At 36.0% G+C, this 24,997-nt stretch carries 24 protein-coding genes, 1 tRNA gene and 1 other annotated feature; all 25 genes read right to left on the reverse strand.

The window, feature by feature from the left end:
• Positions 1–128: 128 nt before the first annotated feature.
• Positions 129–1,496, reverse strand: coding sequence for an aldehyde dehydrogenase family protein (locus tag P6936_RS02770; protein WP_276880774.1), 1,368 nt, complete (start codon positions 1,494–1,496; stop codon positions 129–131).
• Positions 1,497–1,641: 145 nt separating this feature from the next.
• Entirely contained in the window at positions 1,642–2,469 is an 828-nt protein-coding gene (locus P6936_RS02775) for an energy-coupling factor transporter transmembrane component T family protein (RefSeq protein WP_276880775.1), read from the reverse strand.
• A complete protein-coding gene (locus tag P6936_RS02780) occupies positions 2,462–4,180 on the reverse strand; it encodes an ABC transporter ATP-binding protein (protein WP_276880776.1) in 1,719 nt (572 codons plus the stop codon). The genes P6936_RS02775 and P6936_RS02780 overlap by 8 nt, the downstream gene beginning before the upstream one ends.
• Before the next feature lies 1 nt (position 4,181).
• On the reverse strand, positions 4,182–4,733 hold the full coding sequence (locus P6936_RS02785; protein WP_276880777.1) for an ECF-type riboflavin transporter substrate-binding protein: 552 nt from the start codon (positions 4,731–4,733) through the stop codon (positions 4,182–4,184).
• Complete coding sequence (locus tag P6936_RS02790; RefSeq protein WP_276880778.1) at positions 4,733–5,569, reverse strand: SAM hydrolase/SAM-dependent halogenase family protein; 837 nt, start codon at positions 5,567–5,569, stop codon at positions 4,733–4,735. Before P6936_RS02790 ends, P6936_RS02785 begins: the two co-directional genes overlap by 1 nt.
• A gap of 309 nt (positions 5,570–5,878) precedes the next feature.
• Positions 5,879–7,066 carry an amidohydrolase gene (locus tag P6936_RS02795; RefSeq protein ID WP_276880779.1) on the reverse strand — a complete coding sequence of 396 codons (1,188 nt, stop codon included), beginning with the start codon at positions 7,064–7,066 and terminating at the stop codon, positions 5,879–5,881.
• 56 nt (positions 7,067–7,122) lie between these two features.
• Complete coding sequence (locus tag P6936_RS02800) at positions 7,123–7,494, reverse strand: RidA family protein (protein ID WP_004837215.1); 372 nt, start codon at positions 7,492–7,494, stop codon at positions 7,123–7,125.
• A gap of 65 nt (positions 7,495–7,559) precedes the next feature.
• Complete coding sequence (locus tag P6936_RS02805; RefSeq protein ID WP_276880780.1) at positions 7,560–8,558, reverse strand: M15 family metallopeptidase; 999 nt, start codon at positions 8,556–8,558, stop codon at positions 7,560–7,562.
• 326 nt (positions 8,559–8,884) lie between these two features.
• Positions 8,885–11,083, reverse strand: coding sequence for an RNA degradosome polyphosphate kinase (locus P6936_RS02810; RefSeq protein WP_276880781.1), 2,199 nt, complete (start codon positions 11,081–11,083; stop codon positions 8,885–8,887).
• 1 nt (position 11,084) lies between these two features.
• On the reverse strand, positions 11,085–11,990 hold the full coding sequence (locus tag P6936_RS02815) for an exopolyphosphatase (RefSeq protein WP_276880782.1): 906 nt from the start codon (positions 11,988–11,990) through the stop codon (positions 11,085–11,087).
• The gene (murI, locus tag P6936_RS02820) at positions 11,987–12,739 is read right to left on the reverse strand and encodes a glutamate racemase (RefSeq protein ID WP_060929333.1); all 753 of its coding nucleotides are present in this window, start codon (positions 12,737–12,739) and stop codon (positions 11,987–11,989) included. Before murI ends, P6936_RS02815 begins: the two co-directional genes overlap by 4 nt.
• Positions 12,732–13,568 carry a 4-(cytidine 5'-diphospho)-2-C-methyl-D-erythritol kinase gene (gene ispE, locus P6936_RS02825; RefSeq protein WP_276880783.1) on the reverse strand — a complete coding sequence of 279 codons (837 nt, stop codon included), beginning with the start codon at positions 13,566–13,568 and terminating at the stop codon, positions 12,732–12,734. The genes murI and ispE overlap by 8 nt, the downstream gene beginning before the upstream one ends.
• A 197-nt stretch (positions 13,569–13,765) precedes the next feature.
• Positions 13,766–14,032 (reverse strand): type II toxin-antitoxin system RelE family toxin, encoded by a 267-nt coding sequence (locus P6936_RS02830; RefSeq protein WP_060929331.1) that lies wholly within the window; start codon positions 14,030–14,032, stop codon positions 13,766–13,768.
• Positions 14,022–14,249, reverse strand: coding sequence for a type II toxin-antitoxin system RelB family antitoxin (gene relB / locus P6936_RS02835; protein ID WP_004837208.1), 228 nt, complete (start codon positions 14,247–14,249; stop codon positions 14,022–14,024). The genes P6936_RS02830 and relB overlap by 11 nt, the downstream gene beginning before the upstream one ends.
• A gap of 270 nt (positions 14,250–14,519) precedes the next feature.
• Positions 14,520–14,610, reverse strand: a tRNA-Leu gene (locus tag P6936_RS02840).
• Positions 14,611–14,662: 52 nt separating this feature from the next.
• Positions 14,663–15,388 (reverse strand): amino acid ABC transporter ATP-binding protein, encoded by a 726-nt coding sequence (locus tag P6936_RS02845; RefSeq protein WP_276880785.1) that lies wholly within the window; start codon positions 15,386–15,388, stop codon positions 14,663–14,665.
• Positions 15,381–16,856, reverse strand: a complete 1,476-nt coding sequence (locus tag P6936_RS02850) for an ABC transporter substrate-binding protein/permease (protein WP_276880786.1) — start codon at positions 16,854–16,856, stop codon at positions 15,381–15,383. The genes P6936_RS02845 and P6936_RS02850 overlap by 8 nt, the downstream gene beginning before the upstream one ends.
• A complete protein-coding gene (argH, locus tag P6936_RS02855) occupies positions 16,853–18,232 on the reverse strand; it encodes an argininosuccinate lyase (RefSeq protein WP_004837204.1) in 1,380 nt (459 codons plus the stop codon). The genes P6936_RS02850 and argH overlap by 4 nt, the downstream gene beginning before the upstream one ends.
• 8 nt (positions 18,233–18,240) lie before the next feature.
• A complete protein-coding gene (locus P6936_RS02860; protein ID WP_276880787.1) occupies positions 18,241–19,464 on the reverse strand; it encodes an argininosuccinate synthase in 1,224 nt (407 codons plus the stop codon).
• 93 nt (positions 19,465–19,557) lie between these two features.
• Positions 19,558–19,786 (reverse strand) — a binding site (T-box leader).
• A gap of 65 nt (positions 19,787–19,851) precedes the next feature.
• Positions 19,852–21,816 (reverse strand): sodium-translocating pyrophosphatase, encoded by a 1,965-nt coding sequence (locus P6936_RS02865; RefSeq protein WP_276880788.1) that lies wholly within the window; start codon positions 21,814–21,816, stop codon positions 19,852–19,854.
• A 253-nt stretch (positions 21,817–22,069) separates the two neighbouring features.
• Positions 22,070–22,297 (reverse strand): 30S ribosomal protein S18, encoded by a 228-nt coding sequence (gene rpsR / locus P6936_RS02870; protein WP_015777443.1) that lies wholly within the window; start codon positions 22,295–22,297, stop codon positions 22,070–22,072.
• Positions 22,298–22,315: 18 nt separating this feature from the next.
• Positions 22,316–22,846 (reverse strand): single-stranded DNA-binding protein, encoded by a 531-nt coding sequence (locus P6936_RS02875; protein ID WP_276880789.1) that lies wholly within the window; start codon positions 22,844–22,846, stop codon positions 22,316–22,318.
• Between the two features lie 3 nt (positions 22,847–22,849).
• Positions 22,850–23,134 (reverse strand): 30S ribosomal protein S6, encoded by a 285-nt coding sequence (rpsF, locus tag P6936_RS02880; protein ID WP_004837199.1) that lies wholly within the window; start codon positions 23,132–23,134, stop codon positions 22,850–22,852.
• A 282-nt stretch (positions 23,135–23,416) separates the two neighbouring features.
• Entirely contained in the window at positions 23,417–23,701 is a 285-nt protein-coding gene (locus P6936_RS02885; RefSeq protein WP_004837198.1) for a hypothetical protein, read from the reverse strand.
• Positions 23,701–24,996 carry an FAD-dependent oxidoreductase gene (locus P6936_RS02890; protein WP_040349529.1) on the reverse strand — a complete coding sequence of 432 codons (1,296 nt, stop codon included), beginning with the start codon at positions 24,994–24,996 and terminating at the stop codon, positions 23,701–23,703. The genes P6936_RS02885 and P6936_RS02890 overlap by 1 nt, the downstream gene beginning before the upstream one ends.
• Position 24,997: the final 1 nt, after the last annotated feature.

The following is a 24,997-nucleotide window of genomic DNA, read 5'->3' on the forward strand; positions in this document are numbered from 1 at the left end:
AATAAAGGATTAATCGATAATGCCAATCATTTTCTTTAATCCTTTATTTCTCCACGCAAAAAGCTCTCCTGAAATTTTATCTATTTTACATAATTTGCTAAATAAAATTTTAAGAAAGCTTTGTTTTTTTAGAATTTCTTTATTAAATTTAACTTTCCTTTGTCATAAGGAGGATATTTTATTTTTGGTCTAAAAAAGGATGAGGCTTGCATGATGCTTTTTTTGTTAGAGAAGTTAACAAAACCATTATAGCCATGATAGCCTCCCATACCACTTTCCCCAACTCCTCCAAATTCTAGGTAGGGACTTACTATTTGCATGATGCAATCATTGACACAGCCATTGCCATATTCCATATTATACATGACCTTTTCTATAAGCCTCTTATCTTCTGAGAAGAGGTAAAAGGCTAGTGGCTTTGGTAGGGTCTTTATCTTATAGAGGATGGGATTTATATTGTCGTAAGTTATTATTGGAAGTATTGGTCCAAATATTTCATCGTCCATTAGCTTGTTGGAAAAGTCCACATCATCTACTATGGTCGGTGCGAGTTTTAGATTTTTTCTATCGTAAGTGCCACCTGATATTATATTTTGACCCTCTATAAGCCCAAGTAGCCTCTCCAAATTCTCTTCGTTTATTATTTTGCTATAATCTTTTGACTTTATTGGACAAGAACCATAAAATTCCTCAATGACTTCGACTAATTTTCCTATAAATTTGTCCTTGATAGAATAATCGACTAGGATATAGTCGACTGAAACACAAGTTTGACCAGCATTTAAAGTTTTAGCCCAGATTATTGACCTTGCTGCATTGTCAAGATTCGCCGTACTATCAACTATACATGGACTTTTGCCACCAAGCTCTAGGCTTACTTTGGTCAAGTTTTCACTAGCCTTTTTCATTATTTCTTTGCCAACTTTTTTGCCTCCAGTGTAGAAAATGTGGTCATATTTTCCATTTAAGAGTTCTTCATGGCTTGTTTTGTCATTATCTACAACATAGATGTAATCTTTGCTAAAATTATCATTTATCATTGCTCTTATGAGCCTTGAAGTTTCCCTAGTCTTGGATGAGGTCTTTATAATTGCAGTATTGCCAGATGCTATAGCTGCTATTAGTGGATCTATAGCTAGCTGGAAGGGATAGTTCCATGGAGCTATTATTAGAGTTACTCCCAAGGGTTCATAGAGGGTGTAGGATGTGGCGGGCATGGCTTGGAGGGGAGTCTTCTCCCTAATAGGCTTCATCCATTTATTTAGCTTGGCTAAGGCAAAGGATATTTCTTGTTTTAAGAAGGAAATTTCTGCTATATAGCCTTCAAAATTCGACTTGCCCAAGTCTTTGTTTAAGGCCAAAAGGATGTCATCCTCATAGATTTCAAGTAGGCTTTCCAATTTCTCAAGACTTTCTCTCCTAAAAGCTTCTATTTTGCTTGCTCCTCCATAGAAGAAAGCTCTTTGTCCTTCTATAATTTCTTTTAATTCATTCATATAGCCTCCTTTAGTGATTATCCTAGCTACTTAAAGTTTTTTCCTTATCATCTTATAAAAAATTATACCAAATAATATATAAGCCCCCAAGTTTTGCTTTTAAGGCTTAGAAAAAGACCCTCGCTATATTAGCAAGGATCTTTGCTTAGATGAAAGGATTATAGAATCTGCCATTATTGGCAATAAATAATAAAATCCCTATTGCTATTAGAATAAGTACTCCTAAGAGGACTAGATAATCATTTTTCCCAAAGGCTCGTTGCCTATACCACGTTCTAGTTTTGTTTTTGCCAAAGCGTCTTAGCTCCATAGCCTGAGAAACTGTTTCTATCCTCTCCAAACTATCAAAAATTAAGGGCATGACTATATCAGCACTAGCCTTTAATCTTTTAGCTAGGCTAACTTTCTTACTCATCTCTATCCCCCTGGCCTGGCTTGCTTGTCGAATTTCCATATAGGAATTTTGTATATCAGGTATATATCTTAGGGCGAGGGCTACGGCATAGGATATTTTGTAGGATAGGCCAATTTTGTTAAGGCTTGACGAAAACTCAGAGGGATTGGTAGCAAGGACAAAGATTAGAGCAAGGGGTATGGTTGAAAAATATTTTAAAAATACATTGAACTCATAAAACAACTGTTCCAAACTTACACTATATCTGCCAATTCCCCTAAATATAATTGTTCTTGATGAGTACAACTTAACTCCAAATTCTGGCTCGAAGATGTAAATAGCTAAAAGATTAATCACAGAAAATATAGCTACAATTTTTACCAGGATGGAGATATTGTCCCATTTTATCTTGGCTTGTTTCATTATAAAAAAGGATATAAGCATGACAAGGATTAGAAATCTCGTATCATAGGAAGTCATTACTATGATTGATAGGAGAAGGAAGGAAAGGAGCTTAGTTGTACCAGAAAGTCTGTGTATCCAAGTATCGTTGTCTATAAAACCAAGTGTGTTATCCATTCTTTTTTCTCCTCTCATAAGCTATGAAGCTTTCTATGAAGTCCAAGGCACTAAGAGCTTCAAGTTTTTTGCCTAGTTTGTATAGGGAAGTTGGGGCTAGGTTTGACTGATCAATTAGCTTTTCCCTAGAAAAAAGTTCTGCAGGGCTTAGATCAGCTAGGATTTTCTTATCACAAACTACCAAGGCCCTATCCGTATATTCTTGGATCAAGTGCATATCATGGCTAATCATTAGGATTGTCAAGGATAAATCCCTATTTAGCCTTCTTATAAATTCCATCATAGCTGTATAATGGCTAAAGTCCTGCCCTGCTGTCGGTTCATCCAAGATTATGACTTCAGGATTTAAAATCAAGATAGAAGCTATGGTTACCCTACGTTTCTGCCCATAAGATAGGGCTGAAATAGGCCAGTTCCTAAAAGGATAAAGCCCGCAAATTTTAAGAACTTCTTCTACTCTCTTTTGAATTTCCTCTTCTTCAAGCCCCCTTATCCTAAGACCGAAGGCTACTTCATCGTAAATCATAGTCTTAGAAATCATAGAATTAGGATTTTGGAGGACGAAGGCAATTTTATCGGCTATTTCTTTTATGGAAAGATTTTTACTGTCTTTGCCATCTATTAAGATTTCGCCCCTGTTTGGTCTGATAAAGCCACACATAAGCTTAGCTAGGGTGGACTTACCAGCTCCATTTGGTCCGACAATTGAAATAATCTCGCCCTTGTTTATAGTCAAATTAATATTTTCTAGAATATTTTCATTAGTGTAGGCAAAGTCTAGATTTCTTATCTCTATGATTTTTTCCCTAGACTTTGCGATTTTTTCCTTCTTGACCTTGCTTGCCCAAGTCGTTAGGATTTCCAAATCATCTTTTGATAGGTCAAGGTCATCGACTTTTGAGATTCGTTCATATTTTTTAAGGTCGAGGCCTGCATAAGATAAGGCATCAATATATAGGGGTTTTCTGATGCCAATTTGATCAAGCTTATCAGACTTCAAAATATCTTCAACAGATCCGTCAAAAACAATCCTACCATCACTAACTGCTATTATCCTATCTGGATTTAACAAGAGTGCCTCTTCCAGCCTATGCTCGATTACAACAACTGTATAGCCTAGTCTTTCCGCAAGGTCTCTTACAAGCTTCATGGTTGCCCTGCCAGACTTTGGATCTAGATTTGCTAGGGGTTCATCTAAAAGCAAAATTGGCACATCTGAGACCAAGACCCCGGCTATAGAAACTGCTTGCTTTTGACCACCAGACAAATCCTTTGGTTTTCTTTCAAGCAGTTTTGAAATATTAAGCTCCTTAGCCCACTTGTGGACAATTTTTTCCATCTCTTCCTTGTTTACACAGTCGTTTTCAAGGGAAAAAGCTATATCTTCCGCTACTGTAAGTCCGACAAATTGTCCATCTGTATCTTGTAGGACTGTTCCGACTGATAAGGATAAATCAAAAATAGATGAGCTTTTTAGGTCCTTGCCATCAATTGATATTTGACCTAAAATATCGCCATAAAAACTATTAGGTATCTGTCCATTTAGGCTCTTGGCAAGGGTTGACTTGCCAGAACCTGATGGTCCTACAATTACAATCTTCTCTCCCTTCTTTATAGACAAATTGATATCAAAGAGGGAAAAGTCCTTTTGAGATTTATATTTGAAATTGTAAGAATTAAAGTCTACTATGGGTGCTTTGCCTGTCTGCATATCAGTCCTTGCTTAGGGAATTATCTGCTGTTTTGCTCTTAGCGTATGCTGTCAACAAGATAGATCCAAGTATAGCTACTGCAATAGAATTAAGTCCTGCCGATACAATACCTTGAGTAAATACCTTGTTGGTTGGTTCTGAGTAGATTAAAATATCAAGACATGGAGCTACTAGGGCCCAAGCAACAATATTTGTTATGATTTGACCAAGATTAAATTTAACAAGGTCTTTTAGGGAAAATTCTCCCTTATTTACATTCAAGCTCTTGCCTACAAGGCCATAGCCAAAGCCAGTAACACTTGATGAAATCACCCATGACCACCACAAACCATAAGTCAAAAGGTCTTTAATAGCATGACCAATAAGACCTATCAAGGCACCAGCAAAAGGTCCAAAGAGAACTGACATTAGGGCTAGGAAGGGATAGGTTGTTTCTAGGGAAGTGTTTGGTATAAAGCCTATTGGAATAGACAAAAATCTTCCCAAAATAAAAAATACAGCTGCGCCAATACCTATGGCTACAATGCTTGTTATAGAATTATTTTTTTTCATTAGTATTCCTTTCTTATAAAAATAGTCCAATCATTACCAGTAGCTATTTGATAGGTATCAGAGAACGATGCCTGATTGATAGCTATACCCAAATTGATTAGTGAATTGATATAGGCAATAGTTTCTCCAAGTCCAACATCGGCGAAGGAGTGACCAAAGGTCATTTGATTTTCGTATTTTTTGATTGTTTTATTAAAGATAGTTACCTTGATAGTATCTCCTTGCTTAATATCCATTTTCTTCAATAGATCAAGGCTAATATTAGTCCATAGAGAACCAAATCTAACATCGAGGATGTCAATTGTTCCTTCAATAACATCTCCATTAATCTTGGCATCTTTTATTTCCTTGTAAACAAGGCTATCTAGATCAGTTTCCATCAAACTATCATAATAGAGAGGATTGCTTGCTAGTTTTGCCCCATTATAGGCGTAAACATCTCTTCCATGAAAAGTATGAGAGTTTTCTGAAAAAGGAAGTCTATCCTTGACTTCATCTATTATCTTTGCTGACTCGAGACCAATATACTTAGCTATGTGGGAGATAGTTCCATTGTCTGGAGTAACGAGATAATGACCAGATTTTGTTTTGACAACTATGGATTTTCTAGCAGAACCTACACCAGGATCAACAACAGATACAAAAACTGTTCCCTTAGGCCAATACTTGATTGTTTGTAATATCCTATAGGAAGCCTCAAAAATATTATATGGCTCAATTTCATGGGTTAAATCATCAATAGTAAGGTCTGGATTGACCATGAAGCTTACCCCGTGCATAGCTGAAACTGCACCATCACCTAGACCGAAGTCTGACTGAAAAACAAGTGTGCTCATTTTTCCTCCTAAAATAAAAAAATTGCAAATATTAAAAAATTTACTCTTTAATTATATTAACTTATTAAGCATAGTCAAATGAAGCTTGGCTATTTTATTTGCTTGGCCTTGGGGCTTTTAGGCAAATGTCTTTTACTTAGTTTGAAAAAGAAAAACTGATTAAATAAAAATTGTCCTAGTGTTTTTGAAAAACTATGATAATAATTCACTAAAAATAGCTACAAATAATAGCTGGTAAAATAATGATAGCATATAATCGTGTCATAAACAACTTTAGCTAGTCTATGACACGATTAATTTTCTTATTGATTAAGCTTCTAGAAAGCTTGTTGCAAATTTTACCATGGCAAAGATAGCATGATTAATACTATCTTCGTCTATGTCAAATTCTGGTGTATGGTGTTGTGCTCCTGTTCCTTTTTCTTCATTAGCACTTCCCACTAGGGCAAAAAGGCTTGGAGCAAGCTTACCATAGGCCTCAAAGGATTCTGAAGCAAACCAAGTTGTGTCTTCTTTGATATTTTCTCCAAAGTAAGGAACTACTGCTTCTTTCATTAAGAGGGCAAGCTTTTCGTCATTAATAACAGGGCTAAAGATTTCACTAGCAGTTCTATTTATAAATTCACAAGCATGGGCCCTAGCGACATTTTCTCCAACAATTTGGATTTGCTCTATGGCTCTTTCTACTTCATCCCAATCAAAGTATCTTAGGGTTCCATCTACCCTTACTTCACTAGCTATGACGTTGTGGGCACTACCCCCATGGATGGTGCTAAGACCAAGGGTTACAGTTTTGGTTGGGTCAAGTCTATTAACCCATGCTGAAGCTAGGGATTGGATGATAGCAGCTTGGGCAAAAATTGGACTAATTGCCTTATCAGGTCTTGATGAATGACCACCTACACCCTTAACTGTGAAATCTACCATAATAAAGCCAGCCATTATTGGACCGGGATGGAAGGAAATCTCACCAGTTTTTAGAAAACTTGCTAGGTGATTGCCATAGAAGGCGTCGATATTTTCGTTTTTTAGGCCATCTATCATAGGAAAGATTCCACTTCCACTTTCTTCACCTTCTTCAAAGATAAAATAAATCTTACCCTTTAGCTTATCCTTATTTTTGACTAGGATTCTCATTGAAGCAAGTAGGGTTGCCATATGACCATCATGGCCACAAGCATGAAAAACATTAGGATCATCTGATAGGACTAATCTAGGATTTTTGAGATTATTTTTGCTTTCACAAATCGGAAGGGCATCAATATCTGTCCTAAGGCCAAGGCTCTTTCCAGCTTTGCCTGTATCTAATATAGCAAAAAAGCCCGTACCCTCTACCTCTACTATGGGAAGGCCTAATTTTCTTACTTCTTCTTTTAGGTAGGCAGAAGTCTTGAATTCCTTAGCTGAGACTTCAGCAAGCTTATGCAAGTGCCTTCTTTCTTCAATTATCTTAGACTTTTGATTATTTATCTGCTCAATTATTAATTTATCTTCCATTAGCTTCTCCTTATTTATATTAAAAAAACGGCAGTCAAACTGCCGTTCGTTATTACTTATAGACTAGCTATAGCTTCGACTTCTAGTAATCCATTGAGTGGGAGATTAGCTACTTCGAAAGCTGATCTAGCTGGTTTGTGATCACCAAAGAATTCTGCATAAACTTCGTTGAAAGCAGCAAAGTCATTGATATCGTTTAGGTAAACAACGCATTTGATAACTTTATCTTTTCCTGATCCAGCTTCTTTTAGGATGTTTTCTACATTTGTTAGGGCTTGTTTTGTAGCAGCCTTAATTTCTGTAACTAATTCACCTGTTTTTGGATCAATTGGAAGTTGTCCTGAAGTGAATACTAGATTATCTGTTGCGATTGCTTGAACATAAGCTCCTACTGCTTTTGGAGCATCATTTGTATTAATTGCTTTCATATAATTCTCCTTATTTAATTTTCATTTTGACATATATATTATATCGAAATATTCGCAAATTACAATTATTTTGTCTTTAAATAATCTTCAAGGGTTAAATCATTTTCATAGATTTCCTTGGCATTTTCCACACCAACAAATCTGAAGTGCCATGGCATAGGAGCATGCTTTGTAATCTTTTGCTTATCGGCAGGATATCTTTCTATGAAACCATACTTGTAAGCATTTTCACAAAGCCACTTGTATTCTTTTGTTGTTACAAACTTATCATTGTACTTAGTTCCTTCTGTGAAAAAGTCGAAGGCTTGACCTAGTTGGTGCTCGCTACATCCTGCTTCTTCGCTATCGACTTCACCAGCATCTTTCATTTTCTTTTCTAGTTCATAGTCCCTGTAGTCAGATGCAATCTTTATGCTTAGTCCTTCTCTTTCCATATCTTGACGCATGGTCTCGAAGGCACGCTTGGCAGTTTTATCTACTCCTGGATTGAAATCACTTGGTAGAGGATACTCAGCGCTAACATAGGCTATACCATTTACGACCTTGATTTCTTTGTCATCATCAAGCTCTCTTAGGCCATATTTGTTTACATAGTAAAAAGAGTCATCTAATTTAATTTTAGAAAAACCATTTTCAGTTCCATAATAAGGCAAATAATCACCTTCCTTGACAAACTTTTCTGTCTTGGAGTAATCATTTGGATATTGGTAGGCATATTGAGTTTTTGCACATTGGACGTACTTTATCAAAGTATCTTCATACTTATCGTCATCTATTCTTTTATCATCATCAATTTTGACATCCTTAAAACCATGCTTGGTAGCTATGTGGATAGTATCTCCATTGATGTTTTTTTCTTCTTTTTCTTCATCTCCATCTGCCGCCTCTGCTTGTCTATATTCGGCTGGTCTTTGGATAGTGAAATCGTCATCTTTGCTTGTAAAAACCTTCAAACCTATGATTAGGGCTAGACTAGCTAGACCGGTAACTAGGATTTTTCTTCTTCTATTTTTCTGTAGCCTTCTCTTCTTTCTCTTTAGCTCTCTGATACCTCTGTTAGACATAACCTTCCTCTATTTATTTCAATATATTTGTCTTGTAAAATCTACTGGGATAAGCAATCCTTTGCAAAATTAACAGATATATTTCAATCTATCAAGTTTACTTTAGATTACTAAATTCTTATATTTATTATAACACGGATATGAAAAAAATAATAGGGCAATTTGAAGTATTTTCAAAGATTTTGATAAGTTTTCACCAAAATTTTTTCTTTCAATTAATAAACGACTTATTTTATTTAGATAGGATGGATTTCTCACTAAATAACTAGCAAATAGTTTTCACTAAAAAAGTTAGTAAAGCAAGCTTACTCTACTAACGTTTTATCTTATTTGAATAAATTTTTGAAAAAATCTTTAAGCTTTTGGCCCTTGGTTTTTTCTTTGTTTGTATGACTTTCTATATCTTTCTTTTGACTGATAGCCTTAGGTATAGGTCTTTCTTCTATTTGTTTTTCAAGGAGTAAAGCCTTTTTTTTGCATCTTTGCTTAGCTAGTTCTATTAGCCTTTCTTGGGCTATGAGATTTTTCTTATTTTCTACTCTCTCATAGTCTCCATCAGGCCTAAGCCTTCTGATTTTTACATCATCAGCAAACATAAGGTCTAGAAAGTCGATTATGCGTTTTTTTATGGCTGGGTCGTAGATAGGAACAGCTACTTCCATCCTGTTTCTAATATTTCTAGTCATAAAATCAGCAGATGAGATGTAGACTTTGGCGTCTTCCCCCTTGCCAAATTGATAAATCCTGTGATGTTCTAGAAATCTTCCTACTATTTGATAAATTTCTATATTTTCAGTTCTTTCCTTTATACCGGGAAGAAGGCAAGTGATCCCCCTAACCATCATATCAATTTTGACATTTTTCTTACTCGCATGAGATAGTTTATCTATCAACTTCCTATCAGAAATCGAATTCATCTTTAGCCTTATATAACCATTTCCATCCTTCTTTTGGGCCTTTATTTGCTCATCTATAAGCTTATCAAGACCTTCTTGCATAGATTTTGGGCTTACCAAGAGATGTTTGTAGTCTCCATCTAGATTGCCTATTAGGATATTATCGAAAATTTCCTTGACGTCAGTTCCTATTTGCCTGTTGGCGGTCATTAAGGAGAAGTCTGTATAAAGCTTGGCAGTTTTTTCGTTGTAGTTACCTGTGGCTATTTGGCTGATATAGGAAATTTCCTCATTCATATCAACCCTTGTTATTAGACAGACCTTGGAGTGGGTCTTGTGGTTTTCAAAACCATATACAACATTACATCCAGCTTTTTCAAGCCTTGAAGACCAAAGGATATTATTATCTTCATCAAATCTTGCCCTAAGCTCCATTAAGACTATGACATCCTTCCCATTTTCACTTGCCCTAATCAAGGCCTTGGCGATTTCGCTTTCCTTGGCTATCCTATAAAGGGTAATCTTAATAGATATAACATCAGGATCATTACTTGCTTCATCTAGGAGTCTAATAAGTGGATCCATGGACTCATAAGGGAAGGATAGGAGCTTGTCGGATTTTTCTATTTGTTTAATAATGGATTCTTTTTCGTCAATATAGATAGACTCTTGGGGAGAAAATTCCTCGTAGGAGTTTTCCTTTCTAAAACTTTCAGGCAGGTCCTTTATCAAATCATATATAAAATCAGACTGAATCAAGGACTTGGTTACAAAGATGGCTTCCTTGCTTAAATTAAATTGCTTGGTCAAGAATTTTAGGGAGGTTTCAGAAAGGGGTCTGTCGACTTCGACCCTAACAGGTTGAAGCCTCTTTCTCTTCTTTAGTTTTCCTTTCATATAGTCCCTAAAGTCTTGGTCAACTTCATAATCATCGTCATTGTAGTTGATATCCGCATTTCTTGTGAGGGATATAGCATAGGACCTTTCTATTTGGTACTTGTAAAATAAATTATAGGCAAATACTTCTATTATATCTTCAATCAAGACAAAATGATTGTCAGCTAGCTTTAAATACCTGTCTATCCTATCTGGCAAGTAGATTATGCCAATTTTTTCTTTTTTCTTTTTTTCTTGAGAAACTAAGTCAAAGATTATAACTATGGACAAGTTGGGGAGTCTAGGGAAAGGATGGGTCCTATCAATTAGTTGAAAATTTAGGATCGGTTCGATTTTAGTATCGAAATAATTCTTGCAAGCCAACCTATCTTTCTCATCCAGATCAGAAAACTTAGATATAAAAAGACCCGCTTTTTTCATATCCTCTAGGATATCGAAATACACTTCATCTTTTCTAGCATAAGATTTTGGCAGATAGGCTAGAATTTTATCTAATTGCTCTTTTGGAGTAAGGTTTGACTTAGAGTCAATGGCCTTTTTGGAAAGTTTGGATAAGTCTGTAAGAGAGCCAACCCTAACCATGAAAAACTCTTCAAGATTAGTATCAAAAATTGACAGAAACTTCAATCTTTCTAGGAGGGGCACAGACTTATCCGCCGCCTCTTCAAGAACTCTGTCGTTAAATTTAAGCCAGGACAATTCCCTATTTTGTGTAAAAGATACGTCGTTCATATTATTTCCTTTCTAATAACTTGCTATATACGTACCCTTCCCTAACGCCTGTTTGGCTGATATTTATTTCACTTACATAAAAATATTTTGCTAGTCTATTTAGTATTACCATACCCGGAATCAAGGTATGAACCCTGTCCGCCTTAACTTCAAGAATCTTATCTAGGATTTCTCTTTCAGGCATGAGGAGAATCTCCTTTAGCATCTTATCAAATTTCTTGGCATTCATGGTTGAATTATAGGCAGATAGATTATAAAACTCATTATAAAAAATTAGAGAAGCCCTCGCAGAACCTCCAACAGCGCAAAGGACTGATTGCTCCTCCCTATACATCTTGTTTTCTCCAAGCAAAAGCTTAACTTCCCTATCAATAGCCTTTTTTTCTTTTTTATTGGTAAATAAGCCATTTACGAAATCATTAAAGGCAGAAAGAGAGCCTATGGCCAAGGATACAGTCTTGATGACCTTAGCTTGATCAATAATAACGACCTCGGATGAGCCACCTCCTATATCTGTTAGGACTCCTTCGCTTACATCGACGGACTTACTAGCTCCAAGAAAAGACAACCTCGCCTCATCTTCTCCTGAAAGAATTTCTATGTCAAGGTCTAGTTCATCCTTAACCCTCCTAAGAATTTCTGATCTATTGGCGACATCTCTTATGGTAGCTGTCGCAAATGGATGGATGCTATCAATATCATCGAAATTCGTAATAATAGACTTAAATTTCCTCAAGGTAGAAATAAGCCTATCTATGCCTTTTTCTGTTAATTGACCCTTTTTTACATAATTTCTCAGAGAAGCTTGCTCCTTTTCACTGAAAAGATGAACAGCCTTATCCCCTACTTGCTTGTAAACTGACAACCTAATTGTGTTACTTCCTATATCCATTATTGCAAAAATCATAAAAACTCCTCAAGATAAGTTAGCTTATAGGATCCATCTATAAGTTGTGGAATCAAAGTCTCTGTTGCCAAGGTCTTCTTGGTCATAAAAATATTTATATCCAAATTATCCTCATCGCTTCTAAGATAGTCAGCAGCAAAAATCGCTGGATCAATGATATTTGCCTTGTAAGTCAATCTATTTTCAATTTTGGATTTTATTATTGGATAATGAGTGCAGGCAAGGATTATGTTGGCAATTTCTTTCTCATTGGCAAGAGAAATATATGAATCTATGTAAGTCTCTAATTCACTTGAAGCCATATTCCCACTTTCTATGAAATCTACAAGCCTAGTAGCTGCCTTCTCATAGACAATATTTCCAGGAATCTTTTCCAAATTATTTTTATAAAAATGACTATTTATAGTTGTCTTTGTCCCTAGAACTAGGAAAGAACCCCCATAAGTCTCGCTTGCCATTAGGCCCATTTTGGTGATGGGAATAAATTTCTTCTTGTACTTATCAACTAGAAAATCCTTAGCAGTAACAGAAAGAGTATTGCAGGCTATGACATAATAGTCGATATCAAATTTTTCCAAAAAATCCACTATATCACAAGCAAAGCCAATAAGCTCTTCTCTACTCCTTCCACCATAAGGAACTCTTAAAGTATCGCCAAAGTAAAAATATTGGGCCTTGTTAGTCTTAGAAAGCTCTCTTAGGACGGTTAAGCCACCCAGACCTGAGTCAAACACTCCAATCCTAGTCATCTACTAGCTCCACTTTAAGGACGGTCTTGTAGTCATCTTTTATTTCTTCATAGGCCCTATCAAGGAGATTATCGTCAGTAAATACACCAAAAATACTAGCCCCAGATCCACTTACCAAGGCATTTTCCGCCCCAAGCTCTCTTAGTCTAGTGCAAATCTCCTTCAAATGTGGGAAAAAATCGAAAATAACATCCTCCATCACATTTCTAAAATCTTTAATAGCAGACTCATCACCCCTACTAAGCTTAGATATAATCATATCGTTATCGATAACTCCATAATCTGCCATCCTTTTATAGACAAAAGCAGAAGATATTTCTGTACCATCATTTACTAAAAGAAGCTTCATATTAAGCTTATTCGTAAAGGGAGTAAGAATCTCGCCAATGCCCTGAGCCCTAGCGTTTTCTTCTATAAAAAAGAAGGGAAGGTCGGCTCCAAGACTCTTGCCATAAGCCATCATTTCCTTTTGTGATAGGCCCAAATCCCAAAGCTCATTTAAGGCCTTGATCATCTCAGCCGCATCAGTGGAGCCCCCTGCAAGACCTGCTGCAAGGGGAATATTTTTAATTAGAGTTACATCAACTCCATTATCATCAACCCTATCCTTTAGGAGAGCCCAAGCCTTGTATATTAAATTCTCCTCCAAGGGACAAATTCCTTCGATATTCGACTTGTAGGAAAACTTCTTTTCCTTATTCTTATTTATTATTAACTTATCATAAAGACTAATCCTAGTCATGAGGCTATCAATCTCGTGATAACCGTCTTCTCTTTTGTAAAGAGAATCCAGACTAAGATTAACCTTAGCATAACATTTTCTTTCCATATATACCTCTAATTAATTATATCATAAGTAAGGCTTATTAGTATTGAGAAATTATAAATATTATAAAAAACAAAATGTAAATATAAAATATCAAAAAAAATCGCACCAAAAAAGTACGATTGTCTGCTAATATTTATATCTCCCCTTATTTTTTAAAAGAATTACTTTTTACTCTATAAAAAAAACTGCATATTGCCCTACTTGTAAATCTCTTTTCTGTGTCCAATATCAATCGCTAAAACAATAAGTTCATCATCCCTTATGTCGCAAATCACCCTATAATTACCTATTCTATATCTCCAAAGTCCCTTATATTGACCAAGAAGAGCCTTGCCTATACTTCTGGGATTTTCAAGTCCGTCTAATTTAGCCTTCATATCTTTAGCTAACATAAGGCCTAAATACTTATCCATCTTCTTAATTTTTTTTCTTACATCATCAGAAATCAAAAGCCTATAAGTCATTTTCAAGTTCCGAAATTAAATCATCAATACTGTAAGTCTTAGGATTTTTATTAAACTCCTCCAAGGCCTTTATTCCACTTGAATAATCTAGTTCATCTTCAATTTGTTGAGTTAAAGCAGTTTTGAATAATTCAGATAGACTTTTCCCAGTATGCTTGGAATAAGTTCTAAAAAGCTTATTCTCTTCTTCATTTAATCTTAATGAAACTACACTCATAAAACCCTCCTCGTTTGTTTACATTGTACTACATGTATGTGATAAATCTAGAAAAACAGTATTAATTATAGAATATTTTAAAATTTTTTTGCTATAATACGAAACTTATACTTTAGCATTTGAAGCAGTAAATAAACATATATTTCCTTTTATTGAATCTGTTAAAGTTTGCCTTGTAAATAACTCTATTAAAGTCAATCATCATTTTGACCACAAATTACCCACAAATAAAAAAGAAACGCCAATTTCTCGACGTTTCTTTTAAAATCTTGGTGCGGGATAGAAGACTTGAACTTCCACGACCTTAAAATCGGTCACAAGATCCTTAGTCTTGCGCGTCTGCCAATTCCGCCAATCCCGCTCGTGTATTACCTTTATATAATACACTTATTTTTTATCTTTGTCAAATTTTTTTATAAAACCATGGACAAAAATTGTTTGCTTCTTTCTTCTTTTGGATTTTTGAAGAATTCTTCAGGATTTGTTGACCTTTCGACTACTTCTCCCTTATCCATAAAGATTACCTTGTTGGATACTTCTCTTGCAAAGCCCATTTCGTGGCTTACTACTACCATGGTCATTCCGTCATTTGCTAGCTCTTTCATAAGTTCCAATACTCCTCCTACCATTTCTGGGTCGAGGGCGCTGGTTGGTTCATCGAAAAGCATTAGTTTTGGTTTCATCATAAGGGCCCTTGCTATTGCAACCCTTTGTTTTTGTCCACCTGATAGGCTTACTGGATAGACGTCTTTTTTGCTGGCAAGGCCTATTCTTTCTAGTAATTTCATAGCCTCATCTTCTGCTTCTTTTTTGTTCATTTTCCCTCTCATTACAGGAGCGAGGGTTAGGTTGTCAATGATAGACATATTAGAAAAGAGGTTAAAGTTTTGAAATACCATGCCTATTTCTTCTCTTAGTTTGTTGATGTCTACATTTTCATCGTTGATTTTTTTATCTTCGAATATGATATCTCCTGAGTCAGGTTTTTCTAAGAGGTTTAGGCAACGAAGGAAGGTAGATTTACCAGATCCTGATGGGCCTATTATTGAGATTACGTCCTTTTTTTCGACATCAAGGTCTATGCCGTTTAGGACTTTGAGATTGTCAAATGATTTTTTTACATTTTTTACTTTAAGCATATAGGTATCCTTTCTCTAGTTGTTTAAAAATCTTTTCCATTAACATTACTATTATTAAGTAAATTATAGCTGCTGAGAAGTAAGCTGTTGCGGCATCGAAGGTTTGACTTATTACTATTGATGCTCCCCTTGTTAGGTCTGCAAGGCCTATAAAGCCTGATATTGATGTTTCCTTAAAGAGGGTTATTACTTCGTTACCTAGGGCTGGGAGGGAGTTTTTGATAGCTTGTGGCATTACTACTTTTTTCATAGTTTGGAAGTTTGATAGGCCTAAGCTTCTTGCAGCTTCTTTTTCACCCTTGTTTACTGAGTTGATTCCACCCCTAAAGAGCTCTGCCATGTAGGCTGATGAGTTTAGGGCGAAGGAGATGATTGCAACTAGGACTAGGTTATCGAGGTTTGCAAGTATTACGTTAAACATTATCAAAAGTTGGATAGTTGTAGGGGTTCCACGTATTATTGTTACAAATAGTCCAAGAATTTTATCAAGGGCTAGGAGAATGAATTTTGGCAATCCACTTAGCTCGTCTGCCATATCTATTTTTGCTGACCTTACTAGGGCTATGATAAGTCCTAGGATAAATGAGATTATAAGGGATGATACGGTTACAATAACTGTTGTCTTTAGTCCATCTAGGAGGTATTTGTAGGATCCATTGTCAATTATTGTTGATTTAAACCTTCCTACAAGACCCTTGGATTCTTCTGCATCGTCTTTTCCTTGGTATTTTGCCATGATTTTATCAATTTCTCCATTGGCTTTAAGTTTTTCTATCGCTTCGTTCATTTTTTTAAGTAGAAGTGGATTGTTCTTGCTTATTGCTATGGCGTATTCTTCTTCCATGTATGGGGTATTGACAATTTCAAGATCCTTGTTAGCAGCTATAAACCTTTTTGCACTTTCCTTATCAATTATAATTGCGTCTATCTTCTTAGTTTGAAGAGAGATTATAGCATCAGGGAATTTGTTAAAGGAGTTGACATTTTCCTCACCAAAATCGCCTTTGGCTAGGGTATCTCCTATAGTTCCCAATTGGGTACCTATTTTTTTGCCCTTTTTAAGGTCGTCTACTGATTTAATATCGTCAGCCTTTCTCTTGATTATAATTTGGCTGGTCTTTGCAAAAGGCTCTGTAAAGTTTACTGATTTTTTTCTTTCTTCAGTTACAGTAAAACCAGCAGCTCCTCCGTCAAGCTTGCCTGATTGGATACTTGCTATGATATTATTAAAATCCATATCGTGAAGCTTAACTTCTATGCCTAATTCTTTTCCGATAGCTTTTACTATATCTGGGTCAATTCCTACTATATTTTTTCCTTCATAGTATTCATATGGTGGAAAGTCTGCACTAGTTCCAAGGTCAATCACATTGTCATCTACTATTTTTTCATCAGCAAATATTTTTCCTGGTACTAGTAATAAAAAGGCCAAGAATATTGCCAAGATTCCAAATTGTTTCTTTTTCATATATACTCCTTAATTTTTTCTTTAACTATATTTATCTGCCTTAGGACTTCGGTTTTGTTTGGTCCTCCCAAGGATTTTCTTTTGTTTACGCATGTTTTAAGTTCTATTTTCTTATAGATATCTTCTTCGAATAAGTCCGATTCATTTTTATAAGTTTCAAGGTCAAGTTCGTCTAAACTTAAAGCTTTGGAGCTTGCGTATTTGACTAGTCTTGCTGAAATATGATGGGCATCCCTAAAGTAAACTCCCTTATTTGCCAAATAATCAGCCACATCTGTGGCATTTAGATAGCCCTTCTTGCAAGCTTCGAACATATTTTCTTCATTGACTTCAAGACTTTCTATTTGACCTGCCATAATTTTTAGACATATCTTTATTGTATCAATACTATCGAACAGGCTTTCTTTGTCTTCTTGCATATCTTTTGAGTAGCTAAGGGCTAAGGCCTTCATCATTATAAAGGCTTGGTTGGTGTTTCCTATAAGCCTTGCTGCCTTTGCTCTGATAAGTTCTGCCATGTCTGGGTTTTTTTTCTGGGGCATTATTGAAGAACCTGTTGAATATTTGTCAGATATTCTTATAAATGAGTAGGGTTGAGATGACCAAATGATAAGCTCTTCAGCGAGTCTTGATAGATGGATAGCGATTATCGAAATTATTGAGGATAGCTCAATTACATAATCTCTATCGCTTACTGCATCTATCGAGTTTTCCATTATAGAATCAAAGCCAAGTTCATCTTTTACCATATTTCTATCAATGTCATAAGTCGTTCCTGCCAAAGCACATGCCCCAAGGGGAAGTTGGTTAAGTCTTTTCTTGTAATCTTGAAGTCTTGATAAGTCCCTCAGACCCATCATTTGATAAGCACAAAGATGGTGGGCAAAGCTTACCGGTTGAGCTGCTTGAAGGTGGGTATAACCCGGCATTATTGTGTCTGTGTTTTTTTGGGCAAGGTCTAGTAAACTTTTGATTAGATAAATAAGATCATTTTTTATATTTTCACATTCTTCCCTAATATAGAGCCTAAAGTCGGTTGTAACCTGATCGTTTCTTGACCTTGCTGTGTGCATTTTCTTGGCAACCGGGCCAATCTCTTCGATTAACTTTGCTTCCACATAGGTGTGGATGTCTTCATAAGACTCATCTACTACTAGGCTTTTTTCTTTTAATTTTTTGTAAATATTTTCTAGACCCTTGATTATTAGACTGGACTGCTCATAACTAATGATATTTTTCGCTCCCAGCATTTTCACATGGCCTATGGAGGCTTTTATATCAACAAAGACTAGTCTTTTATCTATTTTTATCGAATCATTAAATTCTTCTGCTAGCTTATCCAGGTCCCCTGTAAGCATTCCACTCCATAATTTCATTCCATCTCCTAATTTTTCTTTACTGCTTTAGAGTAAGTTATTGTGCTTAAAGCAAACAAGTTAATGAAGCCTGTCGCATCTGAATGCTTATAATACGAATCCTCAAAGGTCGCTAAGTTTTCATCGTATAAAGGCTTATCAGCAAATATTCCAGCTGGGTACATATTTCCTTTGTATAGTTTAATTTTTACACTTCCGCTTAAATTTTCATTGACCTTTTCCATAAACATATCCATAGCTTCTTTTAATGGAGTCATCCATTTTCCTTCATAGACTAGTTTCGCATAATCAAGCCCCATCTTTTGTTTATAGGCTAGGGCGTCGGGATGGATAGTTACAGAGCCAAGTTTTTCAATGGCAAAGTAGAGAATACTTGCAGCAGGATTTTCATAAAGACCCCTTGACTTCATACCTACTACCCTGCTTTCTACCATATCATCAATGCCAACTCCATGTTTGCCACCAATTTTATTTAATTCTTTAACAAGATTTGCTGCTGACATCTTCTTTCCATTAATGCTTAGGGGTTTTCCTTTGTCAAAAGCAATCTCTACAATTTCAGCTTCATCACAGGCCTTTTCTGGTGGAACTATCCATTTAAGAACTTTTTCTAGCTTAGCTTCATTTTCTGGATTTTCCAAATCTAGTCCCTCATGGGAAAGATGCCAAATATTTTCATCCATTGAGTAATCTTCTTCTTTTGTAAAGTCAAGCTTAATTCCATGTGCTAGAGCATAAGCTTCTTCCTCACTACGTCCCTTTATTTCCCAGAACCTCCATGGTGCCAGCACCTTTATTTCTGGTGCGAGAGAACCTATAGAAAGCTCAAACCTAATTTGGTCATTTCCCTTGCCAGTACATCCATGAACTATAAGGTCAGCTCCCTCTTTTTTAGCTACATCAACCAAGACTTTGGCGATTAGTGGCCTTGCTATAGCTGTTCCCAAAAGATATAAGTTCTCATATTTAGCTCCTGCCATCAAAGTTTTGTAAGCATATTCTTCTATAAATTCTTCTTCAACATTGATATTATAAAATTTACTCGCTCCAGATGTTAGGGCTTTTTCTTCTAGCTTTTTAGGATCTTTGACCTGACCTAAGTCAACTGATACACAAATCACTTCTTTTGCCCCATTTTCTTTAAGCCATGTTGTAAGAACTGAAGTATCTAGTCCTCCTGAGTAGGCAAGTATAACTTTCTTAGCTTCTTTAATTATTTCTTTCTCTAACATATTGTCTCCTTTAAATTTATTAATCAAGCTTAGTTAAAAATTAGTTATAAGTGCCCAAGAATCTCAAAGTAATAAAAAAAGAGCCCTCATCCCATCAGGGACGAAAGCTCGTGATACCACCCATTTTCATCTATCTCTCACAAAATAGACCTCATCAAGTACTAACATACTCTAACTCTGTAACGGGAGTTCCCGTATAAGTCTCCTTGTATCGACCTATATGCTCCAAGGTTCTTTTCATCGACCGTCTACTTATCCCCTTCCACCAATCGGGACTCGCTTTAAGCTTTAAGCCAACTACTCTTCTCTTCAACACATCTCTTAACTAAATTCTTTGATTGATTATATTCTACAATCTAATGGATGATTTGTCAAATTATTTTTTTATTAAATAAATAGGCTAGCGCATACAACTGATACTACAGTCATAAGTTTGATAAGGATGTTTAGAGATGGACCTGATGTATCCTTGAATGGATCTCCTACGGTATCTCCTACTACTGAAGCCTTATGAGCTTCTGATCCTTTTCCATCTTCTCCTCCTAGAGTTTCGATGTATTTTTTCGCATTATCCCAAGCTCCACCAGCGTTTGACATAAAGATAGCCAATAGTACGCCTGTTACTAGGGCACCTGCCAATAATCCACCTAGGGCATATGGGCCTAAGATTTTACCAACAAATATTGGAACGATTATAGCAAGAACTCCTGGAAGAATCATTTCTTTTAAGGAAGCTGTTGTTGAGATGTCGATACATCTTGCATAGTTAGGTTCAACTTCTCCCTTTAGGATTCTATCGTCTGATCTAAATTGTTTTCTAACTTCTTCAATCATTTCTGTTGCAGCCTTACCAACTGAGTTCATTGTAAGGGCTGTAAATAGGAATGGAAGCATAGCTCCTATAAACATTCCTGCTACTACCTTGGCATCAAGAATTGAAATTGCACCAAGTTTTAGGGTTTCTGAGTAAGTTACGAATAAAGATAAGGCTGTTAGGGCTGCTGAACCAATAGCAAATCCCTTACCAATAGCTGCTGTTGTATTACCTATTGAGTCAAGCTCATCTGTGATATCTCTAACATTGCTTGGTAGATAGCTCATTTCAGCAATACCACCAGCATTGTCTGTGATTGGACCATAAGCATCAACTGTAACTGTTGTAGCTGTTGTTGAAAGCATACCTACAGCTGATAGGGCTATACCAAATACGCCATTTGCCCAGTAAGCAACCATTATACCTATAGCTATTAGGATGATTGGGAATACTGTTGAAAGCATACCTGCTGATAGACCAGCGATGATGTTTGTAGCAACACCAGTTTTTGATTCTTCTGCAATCGCTCTAACATATTTATACTTATCAGAAGTGTAATACTCTGTAAGAAGACCGATTAAAATACCTACTACTATACCAACTATAATCGCCAAAGCTGCATTTAGGTTCTTGAAGTAAACAAATGATAGTATCAATGATGCAACAAGAACTATTGCACCTGAAACGTATATTGTGTTCATCAAAGATTTTTGTGGGTTATTGTGCTTGGTTGTCAAGAACATTACACTTGCAAAAATACTTGCAAGGATTCCTATAGCTACAAGGAAGAAGGTAAACTTCATTCCAGCGTCTCCACTAGCCACAACTCCTAGAGCAACAGCTGAGATAATTGCACCTGAGTAAGACTCAAATAAGTCAGCACCCATTCCTGCAACGTCACCTACGTTATCACCAACGTTATCAGCGATAACTGCTGGGTTTCTTGGGTCATCTTCTGGAATACCTGCTTCAACCTTACCTACAAGGTCTGCACCAAGGTCAGCTGCCTTTGTATAGATACCACCACCAACTCTTGCAAAAAGTGCAACAGATGAAGCACCTAGGGAATAACCCATAAGGATTGCTGGGTCTCTGAATACGAGATAAGTGATCATAATACCTAAAAATCCTAGTCCAGTTACGGCAAAGCCCATAACAGAACCACCTGAAAATGCAACTTTAAGTGCACCACTTGTACCTTCTTCAAGAGCCATATTAGCACATCTTGCGTTAGCTGCAGTTGATACTCTCATACCAATGTAGCCTGCTAGCATTGAAAATACAGATCCTAAAATATAGCAAAGCATAATCTTAACACCTAAAAATATTGCTATAAGTATGGATACAATTACGACAAACATTGCTATATACTTATACTCACGGCTAATGAAAGTCATAGCACCGTCTTTGATATGTCCAGCAATTTCTGTCATTCTCTTGTTACCTGATGATACAGGCATGATCTTTGTCTTGATTGTAAATCCCATAAATAAAATCGCAAGGACAGCTACAAGCAAGGCTAAAATTTCTACGAACATAATTTCCTCCTTTTCTTTTATACAATTTTAATATAAATCATAGAAATATACAAATAAAGTTCATTTTTTCATGATTATAATAAAAAAGAAGCAAGTCTTCCCATGAAATGCTATTTTCTCTTGGACTTCCTAACAACAAATCCTTAACAGAAAATGTTCTAGGAAGCTCAATAAATTAATACGCTTTTTCATAACAAGATAGCTCCCTTAATATTGCTTATTGAAATTTGTTTATATATTATATCTTCTTATCTTAGTTTTCTTCGTATGGTAATAATGCAACTTGACGAGCACGTTTAATAGCACGTGTGATTTCTCTTTGGTGTTTTGCATTTAGACCTGTTACTCTTCTTGGTAAGATCTTACCTCTATCTGTAACGAATCTTTTTAAAGTTTCAATATCTTTATAATCGATAACTTTTGATGGATCTTTTACAAATGGATCTACCTTTTTTCTTGGTCTGAATCTTCTTCCTGCCATCATAAATCCTTTCTTATATTAGAATGGAATTCTTCCATCGTCTTCTATCTCGGTAAAGTCATCATCAAAGAAATCATCGCCACCATCGAAAGCTTGATTATTGCCTTGACTTTGTTGGTGGTTATTTATTTGTGAATAGTCATTTCTATAGGTGTCTTGATTGTCATAGTTGTTTCTAGAATTGTAGTTAGATCCTCCCATATTGTCAGATCTAGTACCTAGAAATTCAACATTATCAGCTACGACATCTGTTGTATAAACAGTCTTGCCTGTTTCTTTGTCTTGATAGGATCCTGTTTGGATTCTACCTTCTATAGCGCATTGACTTCCTTTTTTGAGATATGTGCTTGCGGTTTCCGCTTGTCTTCCCCAAACTGTTATTCTTGGGAAATCAGCTGTAGGACGATTTGAAGCTTCCAATTCGCTTCTTCTCTCTCTGCTAAGTTTCTTATCTATAGCTAGTGTAAAAGTACACACAGCTTGTTGAGATTGAGTATATCTTAACTCAGGATCTCTTACTAACCTTCCGATAAGGATAACTCTGTTCATTGATTAGTCCTCTTTTCTGATAACCATGTATCTGATTATAAAATCTGAAAGTCTTAGTCTTCTTTCAAATTCTCTGATATGGTCTGGGTTTGAGTTAAAGTCAACGATATAATAATAACCTTCTTTTAGGTCATTAATTTCGTAAGCAAGTTTTCTTCTTCCCCAATCATCAACGCTAGTTACTTCACCGTTTTGACCGATGATTTCTTTAAATCTATCGAGTAAAGCGATTCTATCACTATCCGCCATATCAGCTTTGAAAATCAATACTGCTTCGTATTTATTCATGTTTTCACCTCCCTGTGGTCTTTGACCCCGTCTATATAAACGGAGTAGAGAATCATTACCTGTGTATAATACTTCATATAAGCTTTATTGTCAAGAATTTCCTATAAATTATAAATATCATTTTATAGATTTTTATTCTTTTATAAAATTTTTGCTTAATATAGCATAGAAAAAGGCTGTTAGTCTTCAATCATCATTCTACAAGCAAATGGTGATTGGCCTTATACAGCCTTTTCTATGATATTTGATACAAGTTATATCTCTAAGTTAATTGAGTCTAACTTAACCTTGTCTGAAGCTTACTCCTACTTCTCCTTGAGGGTGTTGCCAATCTTTTACGATTTTGCCATGGGATAGTACCCTACAAGTTCCACATTCTAGGCAACCTAGGTGGCTAAATCCAAATACTCCATCTACATAAGTATAACAGCTTGCTGGGCAAGCCATCAATAATTTATGGATTTCTTCTTCGTCCTTATAGTCAGTATCTACATCTATATGTGAGTTGTGTTCGTCTGTATGATAGATGTCAAGACCTAACTTGTCCTCAACGCTCATTCTCTTCATTACATTGCCTCCATTACTGTTGAAATAAAGTCTGAAATTTGTCCTGCACTCATTCTGCTAGCAAGATCATTTACTGTACCCATGATAAAGCCTTTAGTGTCGCCACCATTTACTGTGAAGGCCCTAGCTGCAACATCATTTAGTATTTCTGGGAAGTCTTTGAAGATTTCTCTTCTACTTAGAATTGTTGGGAAGGCCTTGAAAGTTTGTAAATCTTTCATGATGAAAGATTGATCAACTAGTGTTTTGTATATAGCTAGGCTTTCTTTGCTATAATCTCCTCTTTCTTTGGCTGCTATTAGGCTTAGGGCTGCAAGTCTACCACTTTCTATAGCAAAGTCCATACCCCTAACTGTATAGCCGAGGTTTACACAAAAGCCAGCTGCATCACCAACTACTAGGAAGCCATCTCCGAAGAGTTCTGGAATCATATGTAAACCTTCTTCTGGAACCAAGTGAGCTGAATATTCTATAGTCTTTCCACCCTTGATAAATGGTGCAACACTTTCATGTTCCTTAAATCTCTCTAGAAGGTCATTAATGCTTGTATTTGCGTAGCCTATATCAGAAAGAGTAGCTACTACACCGATTGATATAGAGTCTTTGTTAGTGTAAATAAAGCCACCACCGAAGCCTCCCATAGTTGGATCGCCACAAGATAGCCAGCTCATTCCTTCTCCACTTTCTAGGTTAAATCTTTCGTTAATTATTTCTTCTGATAATTCGATAACTTCCTTAGCACCTACAGCCACTTGGTTAGGTTCAAGTTCTTTCTTAACTCCTAATTGTTGGGATAGGAGGGAGTTTACACCATCAGCAACTATTACAGCATCAGCATACATTTCTTCGCCTGTTGCATTGATACCAACAACCTTGCCATCTTCTACTAAGATTTCATCTACGAGAACTCCTGTGATTATTGCAACACCAGCTTCTTCTGCTTTTTCTGCCAAATATTGATCAAACTTACTATGTAAGACTACATATGATGAAGAATCTTTATCTTTTCCTAATTCTTTTGATGAGTAGCCTATGTCTAGGGATGATTTTGCACTCATCATAGAAATTTTTTCTTTTACAACTTTTCTTTCAATAGGAGCTTCATCTGCAAAGTTTGGGATGATTTTCTCTAGACTATGACCATAAAGCCTTCCGCCTGTAACATTTTTAGCTCCGCAGTAGTCTCCTCTTTCAACTAACAATACTTCAAAATCATTTTCAGCTAGGACTATGGATGCAGCAAGACCTGCAACTCCTCCTCCAACTATTATGACATCAAACTTATCTTCACTCATT

Source organism: Anaerococcus tetradius (assembly GCF_947087635.1).
Classification (GTDB): Bacteria; Bacillota; Clostridia; order Tissierellales; family Peptoniphilaceae; genus Anaerococcus; species Anaerococcus tetradius.

Coding starts and splice junctions, on each gene's coding strand:
- P6936_RS02865 (WP_276880788.1), bottom strand. CDS start 21,816: ATGTTCGTAGAAATTTTAGCCTTGCTTGTAGCTGTCCTTGCGATTTTA.
- P6936_RS02830 (WP_060929331.1), bottom strand. CDS start 14,032: ATGACTTATAGGCTTTTGATTTCTGATGATGTAAGAAAAAAAATTAAG.
- rpsR (WP_015777443.1), bottom strand. CDS start 22,297: ATGGCAGGAAGAAGATTCAGACCAAGAAAAAAGGTAGATCCATTTGTA.
- P6936_RS02815 (WP_276880782.1), bottom strand. CDS start 11,990: ATGATTTTTGCAATAATGGATATAGGAAGTAACACAATTAGGTTGTCA.
- P6936_RS02805 (WP_276880780.1), bottom strand. CDS start 8,558: ATGTCTAACAGAGGTATCAGAGAGCTAAAGAGAAAGAAGAGAAGGCTA.
- P6936_RS02780 (WP_276880776.1), bottom strand. CDS start 4,180: ATGCAGACAGGCAAAGCACCCATAGTAGACTTTAATTCTTACAATTTC.
- P6936_RS02785 (WP_276880777.1), bottom strand. CDS start 4,733: ATGAAAAAAAATAATTCTATAACAAGCATTGTAGCCATAGGTATTGGC.
- relB (WP_004837208.1), bottom strand. CDS start 14,249: ATGAGTGTAGTTTCATTAAGATTAAATGAAGAAGAGAATAAGCTTTTT.
- P6936_RS02850 (WP_276880786.1), bottom strand. CDS start 16,856: ATGAAAAAGAAACAATTTGGAATCTTGGCAATATTCTTGGCCTTTTTA.
- argH (WP_004837204.1), bottom strand. CDS start 18,232: ATGAAATTATGGAGTGGAATGCTTACAGGGGACCTGGATAAGCTAGCA.
- P6936_RS02860 (WP_276880787.1), bottom strand. CDS start 19,464: ATGTTAGAGAAAGAAATAATTAAAGAAGCTAAGAAAGTTATACTTGCC.
- P6936_RS02885 (WP_004837198.1), bottom strand. CDS start 23,701: ATGAAGAGAATGAGCGTTGAGGACAAGTTAGGTCTTGACATCTATCAT.
- P6936_RS02775 (WP_276880775.1), bottom strand. CDS start 2,469: ATGGATAACACACTTGGTTTTATAGACAACGATACTTGGATACACAGA.
- P6936_RS02770 (WP_276880774.1), bottom strand. CDS start 1,496: ATGAATGAATTAAAAGAAATTATAGAAGGACAAAGAGCTTTCTTCTAT.
- ispE (WP_276880783.1), bottom strand. CDS start 13,568: ATGGAAAGAAAATGTTATGCTAAGGTTAATCTTAGTCTGGATTCTCTT.
- murI (WP_060929333.1), bottom strand. CDS start 12,739: ATGACTAGGATTGGAGTGTTTGACTCAGGTCTGGGTGGCTTAACCGTC.
- rpsF (WP_004837199.1), bottom strand. CDS start 23,134: ATGAATAAATACGAAGCAGTATTGATTTTCAAAGCTGATATGGCGGAT.
- P6936_RS02890 (WP_040349529.1), bottom strand. CDS start 24,996: ATGAGTGAAGATAAGTTTGATGTCATAATAGTTGGAGGAGGAGTTGCA.
- P6936_RS02845 (WP_276880785.1), bottom strand. CDS start 15,388: ATGCTTAAAGTAAAAAATGTAAAAAAATCATTTGACAATCTCAAAGTC.
- P6936_RS02810 (WP_276880781.1), bottom strand. CDS start 11,083: ATGAACGACGTATCTTTTACACAAAATAGGGAATTGTCCTGGCTTAAA.
- P6936_RS02795 (WP_276880779.1), bottom strand. CDS start 7,066: ATGGAAGATAAATTAATAATTGAGCAGATAAATAATCAAAAGTCTAAG.
- P6936_RS02790 (WP_276880778.1), bottom strand. CDS start 5,569: ATGAGCACACTTGTTTTTCAGTCAGACTTCGGTCTAGGTGATGGTGCA.
- P6936_RS02875 (WP_276880789.1), bottom strand. CDS start 22,846: ATGAACAGAGTTATCCTTATCGGAAGGTTAGTAAGAGATCCTGAGTTA.
- P6936_RS02800 (WP_004837215.1), bottom strand. CDS start 7,494: ATGAAAGCAATTAATACAAATGATGCTCCAAAAGCAGTAGGAGCTTAT.